General features: G+C 63.3%; 9 protein-coding genes. 4 read left to right on the forward strand and 5 right to left on the reverse strand.

Going from position 1 to position 15,029, the window contains the following annotated elements:
- The first annotated feature begins 7 nt into the window (after positions 1-7).
- From pyp to F3089_RS04010, 4 genes are all read left to right on the forward strand, one after another.
- Positions 8-385: a photoactive yellow protein gene (gene pyp / locus F3089_RS03995; protein WP_151439548.1), complete on the forward strand. Its 378-nt coding sequence runs from the start codon at positions 8-10 to the stop codon at positions 383-385.
- Positions 385-1,560: an AMP-binding enzyme gene (locus F3089_RS04000; protein WP_151439549.1), complete on the forward strand. Its 1,176-nt coding sequence runs from the start codon at positions 385-387 to the stop codon at positions 1,558-1,560. The genes pyp and F3089_RS04000 overlap by 1 nt, the downstream gene beginning before the upstream one ends.
- On the forward strand, positions 1,550-3,124 hold the full coding sequence (locus F3089_RS04005; RefSeq protein WP_225741663.1) for an HAL/PAL/TAL family ammonia-lyase: 1,575 nt from the start codon (positions 1,550-1,552) through the stop codon (positions 3,122-3,124). Before F3089_RS04000 ends, F3089_RS04005 begins: the two co-directional genes overlap by 11 nt.
- Positions 3,125-3,229: 105 nt before the next feature.
- The gene (locus F3089_RS04010; protein WP_151439550.1) at positions 3,230-3,703 is read left to right on the forward strand and encodes a Dps family protein; all 474 of its coding nucleotides are present in this window, start codon (positions 3,230-3,232) and stop codon (positions 3,701-3,703) included.
- 172 nt (positions 3,704-3,875) lie between these two features.
- On the opposite strand, the gene F3089_RS04015 is transcribed toward F3089_RS04010, so the two are convergent.
- From F3089_RS04015 to recC, 5 genes are all read right to left on the reverse strand, one after another.
- Positions 3,876-5,228: a TrpB-like pyridoxal phosphate-dependent enzyme gene (locus F3089_RS04015; protein WP_151439551.1), complete on the reverse strand. Its 1,353-nt coding sequence runs from the start codon at positions 5,226-5,228 to the stop codon at positions 3,876-3,878.
- A gap of 81 nt (positions 5,229-5,309) precedes the next feature.
- Positions 5,310-6,449, reverse strand: a complete 1,140-nt coding sequence (gene lldD / locus F3089_RS04020) for an FMN-dependent L-lactate dehydrogenase LldD (RefSeq protein ID WP_151439552.1) — start codon at positions 6,447-6,449, stop codon at positions 5,310-5,312.
- A gap of 22 nt (positions 6,450-6,471) precedes the next feature.
- Positions 6,472-8,298 carry an exodeoxyribonuclease V subunit alpha gene (gene recD / locus F3089_RS04025; RefSeq protein ID WP_151439553.1) on the reverse strand — a complete coding sequence of 609 codons (1,827 nt, stop codon included), beginning with the start codon at positions 8,296-8,298 and terminating at the stop codon, positions 6,472-6,474.
- The gene (locus tag F3089_RS04030) at positions 8,295-11,741 is read right to left on the reverse strand and encodes a UvrD-helicase domain-containing protein (protein ID WP_151439554.1); all 3,447 of its coding nucleotides are present in this window, start codon (positions 11,739-11,741) and stop codon (positions 8,295-8,297) included. Before F3089_RS04030 ends, recD begins: the two co-directional genes overlap by 4 nt.
- On the reverse strand, positions 11,741-14,980 hold the full coding sequence (recC, locus tag F3089_RS04035; RefSeq protein ID WP_151439555.1) for an exodeoxyribonuclease V subunit gamma: 3,240 nt from the start codon (positions 14,978-14,980) through the stop codon (positions 11,741-11,743). Before recC ends, F3089_RS04030 begins: the two co-directional genes overlap by 1 nt.
- Between the last annotated feature and the right edge of the window lie 49 nt (positions 14,981-15,029).

The following is a 15,029-nucleotide window of genomic DNA, read 5'->3' on the forward strand; positions in this document are numbered from 1 at the left end:
AGCAGTAATGGAACGCGTTAACTTTGGTTCGGAAGATATCGGCAACAAGCTTGCTGAGATGAGTGATCGTGACATCGACCAGCTGGCCTTTGGCGCCATCAACCTTGATGCCAATGGCAAAATTCTCAGCTATAACAAAGCAGAAGGCGAGATCACCGGACGTAAGCCGGAAGAGGTGATCGGCAAGAACTTCTTCACGGAAGTCGCTCCCTGCACCAAGACGGACGACTTTTTCGGGAAATTTCAGGAAGGCGTGAAGAGCGGCAACCTGAGCACCATGTTCGAGTACACCTTTGACTATCAGATGAAGCCGACGAAGGTGAAGGTGCACATGAAAAAGTCCCTCGATGGGAATAGCTACTGGGTTTTCGTCAAGCGCGTCTGATGCAGCTCGGAACCCACCCCACCCTGGCGGTACTGAGCCACCTGATCGGCAGCGAACTGGCCAGCCAGCGAGGCGCCAGCAGTGCCGATCTGGTGAGCAAAGCCACCGCCGGGAACTCTCTCAGAGACGGCCCACTGGCGGTTGACTCAATAGAACAACTGGCGCTGGCTCGAGTGGTCAACGAGTTTTTTGACCTGGAAGCCAGTGGCCTTGATGAATGGCTGCTGCGAAAAGACGCCGTTGAGGATTGGGTGGCTCTGATCCGGGAAGGCCTCGCTGATGGCACTACCCATATTGGATTCCGCTCCGGGGGCACGACGGGAGAGCCAAGGCTTAATCGCCTGCCGCTAGCCCATCTTGAAAGCGAGGTCTCACTGCTTGCCAGCGCGTTTTCAGACCGGTGCCGTATAGTCGGGGTCGCTCCCCCGCATCATATCTATGGCTTCATCTGGGGACCACTGCTCGCTGACGTGCTGCAGGTGCCCTATTGCCATGGTGACACGGCACAGCAATTTGCACTGGACCCGGAGCCCGGCGATCTTGTCGTGGCATACCCGGAGTGGTGGCGTTATCGCAGTGGTCGCCATACTGAGTTCAACACTGACGTTGCTGGAGTAACCTCTACCGCGCCCTGCCCGCCGGAGGTGATCCGAACGCTCCAAAACCAGAAGCTTGGTTCCATGACCGAAGTGTATGGCTCATCCGAGACAGGAGGTATTGGGTGGCGATCAGACCCGGATTCGCCCTTCACCCTCCTGGAACACTGGGAACGCGCCGCTGACGGCAATACCCGCAGCCTGTTTCTCCGGCCCCTGGCAGCCACGGTCGCCGCTCCTGACGAACTCCACTGGTACGACCAGCGGACGCTGGTACCCACGGGAAGACAGGACGGAGCGGTACAGGTTGCCGGGACCAATGTTGACCCCGCCTCCATCGGACGAACGCTCGCAGATCACCCCGGTGTTGTGGAGTGCTCAATCCGGCCCTTCGACACAGGTAGCGGGATCCGGCTCAAGGCGTTCGTGGTGCCGGTGGAAGGTGCTGACCGGGAGACACTTGAAGAGACCCTGCGCCAATGGGTGAATGCCAACCTCGCAACACCGGAGCGGCCAGTGCGGTTTGATTTCGGAACAGCGCTACCGCGCAATGAAATGGGGAAACTGAGTGACTGGTGACGGAATTCATTGGCCGGGGCATGGCACAACCACCGAGGACGTGGAGCGCATCGCGCTTGGGGAAGCGCTGTCTCTCGGTGAAAACGCCTGGCACCGGATCGGCAAGAGCCACGAACGGCTCAGCCGTTACCTGGAAGAACAACGCCTCATCTATGGTGTAACCACAGGCTACGGGCCCCTGGCGGATACCCTTGTAGGCGGTGACTACAGCGAGGCCCTTCAACGGAATCTTGTTGCCCACCTCAGTGCTGGCGTGGGAGAGCCCCTCTCTCAGGAGCAGACGCGTGCCACCATGGCGGCGCGCATCAGTGCCCTCGGCCTGGGCGCCTCCGGCATTTCTCCATCCGCCCTCAATCAGCTTCTGCGCTGCCTTAACGCGGGCGCGCTTCCGGTCGTTCCCGCCATGGGTACTGTTGGCGCAAGCGGTGATCTGACCCCATTGGCCCACATCGCCGGAGCTCTCATGGGCAAGGGGTGGATCCGGCATGCTAACGGCGGGGCTGAACCTGCGGCGGAAGTTCTTGAACGCCTGGGACTGGAACCGCTGGAACCCGCCGGTAAAGATGCCATTGCCCTGGTCAATGGCACCTCCGCCATGACGGGTATTGCCGCACTCAATGACCGTCTGGCGGAACGAGCCCTGCGCTGGAGCACCCTGATCACCGTGGCTCACGCCCAGGCTCTGCGTGGACGCCGTGAGGCCTGGCACAGTGCCTTTGGCGAACTGCGGCCACATCCGGGCCAAAAGAAGTTGCATCGTTGGCTGGCCATTCTGGATGATGCCCCACCTGATGCAATGACCGATGAGGGCCAGGTCTCAACAGACGCCCTGCACCAGCTCAGTGCGCCCATTCAGGATCCCTACAGTCTCCGTTGTGCGCCCCAGCTTCTTGGGGCTGTTGCGGACCAGATTGATTGGCATACGCAGACCGTGACCACGGAACTCAATAGTGTGACCGACAACCCTGTCCTCCCGGACACTTTCGATCAGGCTCTTCATGGCGGCAACTTCTACGGCCAGCACGTAGCCCTGGCCTCGGATGCGTTGGCCAACGCCGTCATCACGCTGGCGGTCCACGCGGAGCGGCGCATTGCCCGCCTGGCCAACCCCCGTCTGAACCAGGACCTGCCCGCTTTCCTGACGGGCTCGGAAACGGGACTGAACAGCGGATTCATGGGAGCACAGGTTACGGCAAGCGCCCTGCTAGCGGAGATGCGCACCCAGGCGGCACCCGCTTCGATCCAGTCCATCCCGACCAACGGCGACAACCAGGATGTGGTGACCATGGGAACCATCGGGGCGCGCAGAACGCATCACCTGCTGGCTCTGCTCTACCGGCTTCTGGCGATCGATGCCCTGATGGCGGTCCAGGCCCTTGAGCTGCGTGCGGAGCCTGATCTGCGTTCCGAGGCAACAGCGCAGATGATGGTATGGGTCCGTGCCCATTCCCCCTTGCTCACCTCCGACCGGGCGCTGTCTGAAGACATTGAAAAAACAGCCGACGCCATGCGGTGCCCATGGACAATGCCCTCCCACCTGGCGTTGAGCCATCAGGTGGATTGAAAACGCCTATCCATTTAATGCTTCCTGGTGGTTGAACACGAGATGTCCAGACACCATTATTTCAATAAGGCGTAATGTTATGAACAGGCAAACCAAGGAGCACCCATGTCGACCAACCGCATAGGCATTGAAGAAAGCAAGGCTCAGGGCCTGGCTGACCAGCTGAACGAACTGCTGGCCCACTACCAGATCTTCTACATGAACGTCCGCGGCTATCACTGGAACATCAAAGGCGATAAATTCTTCGAACTGCACACCAAGTTCGAGGAACTCTACACGGATTTGCTCCTCAAGGTGGATGAGATCGCTGAGCGCATCCTGACTCTCGGCTACCGCCCGATTCACGCCTACTCGGAGTACATGAACCTGTCCCGGATTCCAGAACGGACGAACGTAACCGACGGGCACCAGTGCGTGAAGGAGATCCTCGACGGGCTTTCTGTGCTCATCAAGCTGGAACGGGACATCCTGGAAGCCTCCGGAGAGGCCAGCGATGAGGGTACCAACTCACTGATGAGTGACTACATCACTGAACAGGAGAAAACCGCCTGGATGTACAGCAGCTTCCTGGGGGAATAGCCACGCTGCCACCGAATCGCACATCCCATGAACAGGGAGATTGTTCCTTGTTCTGGTAGCCCTGTTATTTCCAGGCCCTCAGACACTCTGAGGGCTGGTTGGGCTCATCGCCCCATTGGCATCAAAACCTGCGGACCGAGCAACAACCGCTGAGCTGCCCCGGAACTGCCGTTCAGACGGACGGCAGACCCGAAAGGGCCATGGCGAGTTCCCCATCGCTGTACTCATGGTCGCTGAGCTCGCCTGCGAAATAGGACGTGTAGGCCGCCATATCAAAGTGCCCGTGGCCGCACAGGTTGAACAGGATGGTCTCGGCTCTGCCCTCTTCCCGACAGCGGATAGCCTCGTCGATAGCACCCCGCACCGCGTGGTTCGCTTCCGGCGCCGGCACAATCCCCTCATTACGCGCGAACAGAATCCCTGCCTCGAAACAGGCCTTCTGGGGATAGGCAACCGCCTCGAACAGGCCCAGCTGTTTAGCGTGCGAAACCAGCGGCGCCATGCCGTGATAGCGCAGCCCGCCGGCGTGGAAACCGGGCGGCGTAAAGCCTGACCCCAGGGTGTGCATGCGCGTCAGCGGGGTCATCTTCGCCGTATCACCATAATCATAGGCGTACTGGCCACGGGTCAGTGTCGGGCATGATGAGGGTTCCACGGCGACCACACGCGGGCTTTCACCGCCACGCAGTGACTGGCCGATGAACGGGAAGGCAAAACCGGCAAAGTTGGAGCCGCCACCGGTGCAGCCCACAATCACATCGGGCGAATCCCCGGCCATGGCCATCTGCTCCATGGTTTCCTGGCCGATCACCGTCTGGTGCAGCAGGACATGGTTCAGCACCGAGCCCAGCGCGTACTTGGTGCCTGGATCCTGTGCTGCCAGCTCCACCGCCTCGGAGATGGCGATACCCAGGCTGCCGGTATGGTCCGGATTGTCCGCGAGTACGCTGCGGCCGAACTCGGTCTCATTCGACGGAGAGGCAATACAGCGCGCCCCGTAGGTTTCCATGACTGCCCGCCGATAGGGTTTCTGATCGTAGGAAACCCGTACCTGGAAGACCTGCACGTCCATATCCATGAGCGCACCGGCGTAGGCCAGCGAGGTGCCCCACTGCCCCGCCCCGGTCTCCGTGGTGAGACGGCGGATACCCGCCTCGCGGTTGAAAAAGGCCTGGGGTATGGCGCTGTTGGGCTTGTGGCTGCCGGCAGGGCTCACGCCCTCGTACTTGTAGTAGATCTTCGCCGGGGTTCCCAGCGCCTTTTCCAGAGCATGGGCACGATACAGGGGCGCGGGCCGCCATTGACGGTAAACGTCCCTGACCGGCTCAGGGATCGGCACCTCCCGCTCTGTGGTTACCTCCTGCTCAATCAGCGACGCAGGAAACAGCGGTTCCAGATCCGCTGGCGTCACCGGCTCATGGGTTGCCGGATTGAGCACGGGCGGCAACGGCTCCGGCAGATCCGCCTGGAGGTTGTACCAATGGGTGGGAATACGGCTTTCGTCGAGCAGGAACTTGGTGGTCATTGCAGGTCCCGAGTCAATGGAAAAACGGCGCTATGATACCCCGTCTGGTTTGCGGGCGTCATGGGCTTAAGCCGCAATCGATCAGGGTGACGACACCAGACTGTCCCGGGAAATATCCCCGATGGACCTGGCACCGGTCAGCGTCATCGCCACACGCATCTCACTCTCTATGAGCCCCAGAAGGTGGGCAACGCCCTGCTCTCCCGCCGCCGCCAGCGCATAGATATAGGCTCGGCCGAGCAGAACACCGTCAGCCCCCTGGGCAAGCATGCGCACCACATCCAGTCCGGATCGGATACCGGAATCCGCCAGCAGCGTGAGCTCATCCCCGACCGCATCCGCGATCATCGGCATGGCACGGGCGCTGGACAGGGCACCGTCGAGCTGGCGGCCGCCATGGTTGGAGACGACAATGCCGTCGGCGCCGAACCGCACCGCATCCCGGGCGTCCTCGGGATCCAGGATGCCCTTGATCACCATGGAGCCCTTCCAGAACTCGCGGATCCACTCAAGATCCTTCCAGCCGATGGACGGATCAAAGTTCCTGCCGAGCCAGCCCACATAGTCCTCGAGGCTGATCGTCTCACCGAGATAGGCGGAGACATTGCCCAGATCATGGGGGCGCCCACGAACCCCCACATGCCAGGCCCAGGCGGGATGGGTGGCGGCCTGCAGCATACGGCGGGCCCCTGAGTACGGGCCGGACATGCCGGAATGGGCATCGCGGTAACGGGCGCCGGGCACAGGCATGTCCACGGTGAACACCAGGGTCCGCACACCGGCCTCCCAGGCCCGTTCCAGCACGTTCTTCATGAAGCCGCGGTCCCGGAGCACGTAAAGCTGGAACCAGAGTGCCCGATCCGAGGCCTGCTGCACCTCCTCGATCGGGCACACCGACACGGTGGACAGCGTAAAGGGAACCCCCTTTGCGGCCGAGGCCCGGGCGGCCTGGGCCTCGCCGCGCCGGGCATACATGCCCGTCAGCCCCACTGGCGCCAGAGCCACTGGCAGACTCAGATCCTCACCAAAAAGACGGGTTGAGAGGTCGACGTCACCGACTTCCTGCAGCACCCGCTGGCGCAGTGACAGCTCACGCAGGTCCTGGGTATTGCGCTGCAGGGTGTATTCGTCGTAGCTGGCGCCATCGATGTAGTGGAACAGGAAGGGCGGCAGCCGCCGGCGTGCCGCCTCACGGTAATCCTGGGTCGAGGAAATGATCATGGGAATACAGTCCTTGTCATGCTTACCGGTGTTCGGACGGGTCACCCCTGAGCCGCACGCCGAGGCCGGAATGGCGCTCCACGGCCTGGCTGATGCCGGCACGCCAGACGGCCTCACCCCCGATGACCATCAATCGGGAACGGGCCCGGGTAATCCCAGTGTAGATCAGCTCCCGGCTGAGAATCGCGGACGGCCGCTCCGGCAGCACCAGGGCCACGGAATCAAACTCCGACCCCTGTGTCTTGTGGATGGTCATGGCGTAGACCGTTTCATGGTCGGGCAGTCGCCCCGGCGCCATGGGAATAAATCCCTCCTCAGCCGGGAACCAGGCCAGCAGCGGGGGCGCCTCGCCTTCCCGCTCCGCCTCGTCCGGCCAGATCAGGCCGATATCGCCATTGTAGAGGCCAAGCCCGTAATGGTTGCGCGTGATCATGATGGGCTGGCCGCGGAAGAAACGTTGCCGCTCCGGGTTGAGCGCAGCGGTAATACGCTCATTGATTGACTGGACACCATTGGGACCAACGCGGGCGGGACAGAGGATCCGGAAGGCCTGCAGCCGCGCGAAGGCCTCCTTCAGGTCGGTCGCTTCCGTGATGGGCCGGTAGTTCTGCTCCGTCCAGGCAGCAAGCTGTTCGGACAGCGCACCGCCGCCCTGCCAGACCACGTCCTCATGAGCGCCCCGGAGAACATTGAGAGTACCCTCCTCATGGCCGCTGATGGCAGCAGCGGCAAGCTGGCCGATACCACTGCTGCCACCGAATCGCCGGCTCTCCCTCAGGAAACTCAGGTAGTCCACACCACCCGAACCGTCGTCGGCGGCGTCAAGCTCAATGCCGAGGGCAGCGAGCTGTTGGCAGCGTTCGGGGCTGTAGGCCGATACATCCCGGGGTGCCAGGTCCGCCAGCACCGACCCCGCGGCGACCGAGGGCAGCTGGTCGGCGTCGCCCAGCAGGATCACCCGGCACTCCGGGGGCAGTGCACGGAACAGCCGCGCCATCAGGGGCAGGTCCACCATGGAGATCTCATCCACCACCAGTATGTCCACATTGAGCGGGTTATCGTCATTATGGCGGAATCGGTGGCTGTTCGGGATCACGCCCAGCAACCGGTGCAGCGTGGTGGCCTCCTGGGGGATGGCCTCCATTACCCGGGGTTCCACATCCGACGCCAGTCCGGAGCGTGCCTTCACCACGGACTCGGCCAGGCGCTGGGCCGCCTTGCCGGTGGGCGCCGCAAGGTGCACCCGGGGCATTTCCCCACCGGAGGCGGACATCTCGATCAGAAGTGCCAGAAGCCGGGTGACCGTATGCGTTTTTCCGGTGCCGGGCCCACCGGCAATCACACTGAAACACTGGAACAGTGCGTTAGCCGCGGCCACCTTCTGCCAGTCAGGCGCGGCCTGCCCTGCCTCACCGGGGAAAAGCCGCTTAAGGGCCGCCCGGGCGCTGGGCGCATCCACACTGCCAGTGACCGCCAGTCGTTCGCGGATGGACGCTGCCACTTCGGTCTCGAAACGCCAGTAACGACGCAGGTAGAAACGATCCCGCTCAAACACCACGGGGGCATCATCATCCGGGCTGATCGCCAATGCCGAGAGGCCCTGACGCCACTCTGCCAGCTCCGGGAACCGGATGCCCGGAAAGGTGTCACTCTGCCAGCGGGTCTGACCCGCCCAGTACGGCAGGTGCAGGCAGGTATGGCCCTCCTGCAGTGCCTCGCTGACGGCCATCAGGGTATGTCGGAACCAGTCCTCCCGGCAGCCAATCCACTCGCACAGCGCATCCGCCAGCGCCTGGTCGATGGCTTCCGGGGCCTCGCCTTCCCGCACCGGGTTGAGAACCGCGCTCATACCGCCACCTCCCGGCCCTCAAAAAGGGCATCCAGGGCGAGCAGTGCGCTCAGATCCGGCTCCCGTGCGTGGACACCGGTATCACGGCCCGGCGCCATTCCACGCAGGTAAAGGTAGTGCACGCCCCCGAGATGCTGCTCAGGATCGTAATCCGGGATGCGGATCCGCAGGAAACGGTGGAGTGCCAGCATATAGAGCAGGTACTGGAGGTCGTAGAAGCTCTCGCGCATATTGGCGGTCAGTGCCTCCGGGTTGTAATGGCCAAAGCCGTTGCCCAGGTGATTGGACTTGTAGTCCACGATGTAATAGCGCCCCTGCCACTCGTAGACCAGGTCGATGAAGCCCTGGAGCATGCCGTTGAGGCTGGCCGGTGGTGGCAGCGTGACCGCAGCATCAACGCCCCTGTGGCGTGCCAGGATGCGGCCCAGGGGTGGGTGCTGATCCGCGTTCATGGGAAAGTAGAATTCGCTTTCCCGCAGGGTCTTCTCCGGCGCCAACGCTCCCAGGGTTGCACCGCTGGGCAGCTTTACGGCCAGCAGCTCCCGCAGCCAGGCTTTGATCGGCTCACGTGTGGTTTCAACAGGGGCCATCAGGCCCGGGTAGCGCCTTTCGGCCTGGTCCAGAACCCCATCCAGGTCCGGGTTACTGAAATCCAGCCACTCCAGCACGTCGTGCAGAAGGTTGCCAGCTTCGGCACCTTTCTGGAGGCAAAAGCGGATGTTGTCCGCTTCCGCATGGGGCTGGGTCTCTTCCTGTTCGTCCTGATCGCGGTCCCGGGCGCTGGTGCCGCCGTGGCGGGCATTGCGCGTGAGCGCGGAGAAGGAGGAAAGCCACCAGTCCCTTTCAATACGTCCATGGAACTCAGCCGCGGCCAGCCCGTCATGGGAAGCCGGCGCCGGAGCACTGCTCACCGGCTCATCGGTGCTGGTGATTGTCAGTACGCCACAGGCTCCTTCGCCATACTGTTGCCGTACTGCACCTTCCAGCGCCTCAAAACTGCTGACCCCAAGGCAGCGCGCCAGCGACGAAGACGCCAGCTGATCAAATGCCGCGGCCAGCATGTAGACCCGCCGTTCGCCCCGCGTGGCGGCCACGTAAAGGAGACGGATGCTCTCCGCTGCTTCCTCCTCCGCTGCAAGATCAAGCTGTTCGTCCGATGGATTCAGCGCCAGGTGCGTGCTGTGGTCACGGGGATCGTGGTAACGCACCAGCATATCCCGACCGCGGCCGCCCTGTTTGCCATAGCTGACGAACGGCAGGAACACGATGGGATACTCCAGCCCCTTGGCTCCGTGCATGGTCACCACCCGCACCAGGTGGCCGTCGCTTTCCAGCCGGAGTTCGGTGTTCTGGACGGTGCTGTCCGTGCGCGCCTGCTCAAACCAGTGCAGCAGCGCCTCGGGCTGGCGGTGCTGCTGGCTGGCCTCCTGCAGCAGCTCCATCAGGTGCATGAGGTTGGTGAGGCTGCGCTCATGCCGATGCGGTTCCGGCCGTGCCCGCCACTGAAGAAGCTGCAGCGCCATGCTCATGAAACCCTTGCGGTGCCAGCGCTCGCGCAGGGCCGTAACGTCGTCCAGAAGCCGGGCCCAGTCCCGTTCGCTGTTGCGCAGATCAAACAGCTCCCGGGTGCTGTAACCGAACAGCATGGTCGCCAGCGCCGCCATCAGCTGGCGGTCATCCTCGAGGTTCAGAATGCCCCGCAGGGCCCGAAGCAGATCGAGGGATTCCGGGCTTTCCAGCACATTGTCCCGGGCACTCAGGTACACGGAATCCAGCCCCCGGGCGGTCAGCGCTTCCTGCATGAGGGCGGCTTCCGTGCGGTCCCGGACCAGGACAGCGATATCCCCGGGGGCCACGGTTTCACCATCAACCTCTGCGTCAGACAACAGCCTCAGGATTTCACGGGCCGTCCATTGCGCAAGGGGTTGACGCCCCTCCTTGGTATAGCCGGTGCCCTTGCTGCTGAGCCCTTCCATGTCATCCGCAACCGGCAGCAGCCCCCACTGGAAAGCCGCCCGTCCCGCCGGTCCGTGAACCGGCTCCCGGTCGGGCTTGCCGGCACTGACTGGCGGGTACTGGATGCCATAACCGAAGATCCGGTCATGGGGGATGGCATCGCGTGGATCCCCGGGGACGGCCCCGCCATGGAAGAGCCGGTTATAGCCCCGGATCACTTCCGGCGCCGAGCGGTAATTGGCGCCCATGACCCACTGGTGATCCGCGTCATTGCGGGCGGTGAGATAGGCAAAGACATCCCCGCCACGGAAACCGTAGATGGCCTGTTTGGGGTCGCCGATCATGCACAGCATCCGGCCGTGTTGCCTGGCCTCACCGTAGATCCCCTGGAGGATGGCGTACTGGTCCGGGTCCGTATCCTGGAATTCATCCACCAGTGCCACCGGGAACTGTTCTCCCAGGCTCCGGGCCAGGGCCGGTCCGCGCTCCTCCGAGGCCAGCTGTTCACTCAGGCGGCGGATCAGATCACTGAAATCCAGCTGGTCCAGCCGATCCTTGCTGGCGGCCAGGTGCGCCCGCGCGAAGGTCACGCCCTTCCAGGCCCACCAGGCCTCACGCGCCCGCTGGAGGCCGACCATGCCGCTGGCGAGCTCATGCAGCGCGGGCATGCTCTGTTGTTTCTTCGCGCTGCTGAACGCCTCCTTCAGGAACCTGCCCTGGAAAACGTCCGGGATACTGCCATCCCACTCACAACCGCTGAGGCGCTCAAGCTCCTCCTGAACGGCCTGCCAGTGGGCCTTGGTATCCGCCGTTTTCCGGGCGGCAACATTCAGCGCCGCGAAGGCCTCCCGTTCCTCCGGCCACTGGCGGCGGAATCCCTGCCAGGCTGTCGCCAGATCCGGCACCTCCGGTTCCGGAAGCGTCTCGGTGCCCTTGATGGTGGCTTCCCAGACCTTTGCGAAGGCGTCGGGCGTGGGCTGATAGGCGTAAAGCTGCTGGAAATACGGCCCCTGTGCCTCCTGGCGGTACCAGTCCTCCAGCGCTTCACGCACCAGTGCGCTGCTGTCCACTTCCATGGCCGCCTCAAAGCTTATGCCACTGGTAAAGGCTTCCTGCGTCAGGGCTCGCCGACAGAAACTGTGAATGGTGTAGATGGCCGCCTCGTCCATGTGCAGGGCAGCGTTGCGCAGGCGGGCCTTCACCCGGTCTGTGTCCGGGAAACGCGCCCGCAGCGCCGCATAGAAGGGCTCCTCCAGCTCCTCCCAGTAATCATGGGCACGCTGGATTTCGCCCGCCAGACGTCCCTTCAGCTCGGCGGTGGCGGCACGTGTGAAAGTCATCACCAACAGCTGCTGCACCTCCAGTTCGCGCTCCAGCAGCAGGCGCAGATAGAGGCGTGTGATGTTGTAGGTCTTGCCAGTGCCCGCACTGGCCTCGATCAGGTGTATGCCTTCCAGCGGCAGATGGGTAACGTCCAGCTCCTGCATTACACCGCCTCCGTGGTGTCGGTGATCGTCACGGCGGCCATCAACGGACCGTACCGGCGGTCGATAGCAGCCAGAAGGGATTCTGTATCAGTGTCTTCATCAAAGAACCATCCGACATAGGCATCATCCTTGACCCCGGGGAAGCCGTTCCAGCTGTCGCCCAGCCAGGCCTTGCGCAGCGCCCGGAGCCGTTTCGTCCCATCCGCATCAGCGTCCATGGTGGCCAGCTCACGCATCAGGTCGGCGTGCAGGCGCGAGGGCTCACACAGGCTCTCCCGCCAGGCTTCCACCAGCGCCGTCAGCTGGGATTCCGCCTCCCCTCGCCCCATGGCTTCCAGCTGCATGACGCGGAGAGCGCCGTCCCTGCCCCGGTGAATACCGACCGAGGACCGCTCCGCCCCAAGGTTGGCCATCAGGTGATGGCACCAGAGCCGCAGCAGATCCTTGCCTTTCGGATTCGCCATGCGCCACAGAACCAGACGGCCATCCGCTGCCATTGTCAGCTCTGCGGCCAACGTCAGGCCATCAATGCTGTATTCCACTGCGGCGGTCTGGACGTCTGCGGCTCCTGAATCCATCAGAGCCTGCGCGAAACCACTGGCCTGTTCCCGCCAGTCCGCCAGTTCCGAGGCCATCGGCACATGGTCCGGAAGCTCCCCGGAAAGACGTGCGCGTTCCAGCACCGGGGTGTCATCGACACCCTGAAGCTCGCAGTGGATCAGTGCCTCCTGGATCAGATAACGGCTGAGATGATTGGCCGCAAAGGGCTCCACATCCTCGAGTTCAGGCAGCTCGGATTCCTCCAGATAGAGGCCAAGGCGTTGCCGGGCATGGTGACGGGCAGGGTTCTCCAGGGCCCGGACCAGCTGCTCCAGGGTCAGCTGGTCGGGTTCAGGATCAGGCGGCGGCAGGCGCTGTGCCTGCTCCCGCTCCTCCCCGGACTCGGTAAGGCGGAGCCACCCCGGGTCAAAGCTCGGCTCCGGGCCCTGGTAGTTGGCCGGGCTGAACGGCTGCAGCGGCAATGCCCTGATGGCGTCGCGGCGCCAGCCGGTAGCGCCTTCCAGATAGTTCATCAGTTCCGTGAGCACCAGGGATGGCTGACGCTCCGCATTCGTATTGAGATCCCGCCCCTGGTAGCTCAGATAGAGATGGTCCCTGGCCGAGAGTATGGCTTCCAGGAACAGGTAACGGTCATCCCCGCGGCGCGAGCGGTCCCCCGGGCGCGGGCGATCATTGGCCATCAGATCAAAACCCAGAGGTGGGCGCTGGCGCGGGAATTCGCCGTCGTTCAGTCCCAGGATCGCCACGACCCGGAATGGAATGGAGCGCATGGGCACCATGGAACAGACCGTGATCTGCCCTGTCATGAATTGGCGGCCGGTACGCGCCGGGCTCTGCAGGTTCTGTTCAAGGGCATGACGGATCACCGTGAGCGGCACCGGGTCATTGAAGCCTGCATGGCTGGCGTACTGCCCCAGTTCCCGGATCACTTCCCGGAGCTGTTCATGGATCCACTCATGACTGCCTTCCGTGCTGAACAGCGCCTGGCGCAGCCGCTCATGCAGGAACGTCTGCCAGTCACTGACCGTGCGCGTCCGGGTCATATCCTGCCGCAATGCCTTGAGTGCCCTCAGGAAGGCGATCAGGCGCCCCAGCACCACCGCATCGCCGCCCTCCACCTGGGGCAGCAGCAGGCGGTCATGCAGCACCACCTCCTCATCGCCCCAGGCAAAACCGATCAGGAGGCGCTCCAGCCCCTGATCCCAGCTGTAGCGTTCACTGGCGCCCTCGCCCAGCCACTGCTGCTTGTGCTCGGCGTCCAGCCCCCAGTGAATGGCGGCAGCATTGAGCCACTGGCTGAGCTGGGTTACCTGCTCGGTATCGAACCCGAACCGCTGCTGTATGGCCGGCACCTGGAGCCAACTGATGACACGGCTGACCTCGAAGCGCGCATCCGGCAGTGACAGCAGTTCAATGAATGCAGCCACTGCCGGGTCCGCATCCCCCGGATTGCGGTCGGCAATGGAACTGGGCAACGGCGGCACCCTTTCGGACAACGCCTCGCCGCGACCGGCGAACACCGCCTCCACGAAGGGCGCATACTGCTCCACGTTGGGGCACATCACCACCACGTCCCGTGGCGCAAGTTCCGGATCGTTATTGAAACGATGCAGGAGCCAGTCATGCAGCGCCTGGACCTCACGCAGCGCGCTGTGGGCACTGACAATACTGATGCTGCTGTCACAGTGGTCGCCGGGGGCTTCACGGCCATCCCGGAGATGCAGCACGTCACTCTGGAGTCGGGCCAGAAGGTCATCATTGTCCGGCTCAGTGAACAGCGGCATTTCCTCGTCCGCCACCTCGCTGAGCAGGCGCACGAACTGCTGCCCCTGGTGGCCGAGGCCGGTCAGGAGCGGATTGCCGATATCCAGAACCAGGCCGCTGTCATCGTCGTGCTCATCCAGCCAGCGTGCCCGCTGGCGGGCGGCCTGCCGATCGCTGATGGCATCCCCCCAGTACTCATCCGAGGGGTTGAGGTAAAGGATGTGGAAATCCACCCCCGCCTTCCGGGACATCTCACTGATGAATTCCAGCCACAGGGGCGCCAGGCTGTTAATGCCAAAGATGAACAGACGTTCTGGTAACGCTTCCGCTGGTTCGGTCAGGTGCTCCCGGGCCTCATCCATGAGTCGTAGCGGGTGATCCGGAATCTCCGCGACCAGCGCCTGCCAGAGCCGGGCCTGCCAGTGATCCGCCTGCCCTGCGTCCCAATCCCGGATCCAATCCGGGCGGTACATCAGGTACTGCTCGTAAAGATCCGCGAGTTCTCCGGCCAGCTGGAAGCGGCGCAAAGGCTGCTGGCGTGGGCTCTGCTGCTGCCAGTAGCGTGTCGGTTCGGTAAAGGCAGGGTCCCTGGTCACCGCCTCTGAAGCCAGCAGCGCATACAGTCGCCAGACCAGGATCTCACGCTGATAGGGCGATACCTCCGGCATGCGGTCGGAGCCCAGGATCCGGCGGATGAGGGTCCAGAAGTAGCGCACCGGCAGCGGGTATTCCAGGTTCATCGCCACCCGCCGGGTGGGTTCCGCAGCCAGTTCCATGTTGAGCCAGTGCGCCATGCCGGGATGCTGGACCATGATCACATCCGGCTGCAGCGGGTTGCTCACCGGCATCGCGAGGAGCCTGGCGAGCGGGCCAACAAGGTGTTCCAGCTGGTTGCCGGGGAAGGTGTGGATCATCCGGTTGCTCCTGGCGGCCGTCCATCAACGTCGGGTGCGATGGGCAGGA

The sequence above is a fragment of the Halospina sp. K52047b genome (genome assembly GCF_008709855.1).
GTDB classification, from domain to species: domain Bacteria; phylum Pseudomonadota; class Gammaproteobacteria; order Pseudomonadales; family Oleiphilaceae; genus Halospina; species Halospina utahensis_B.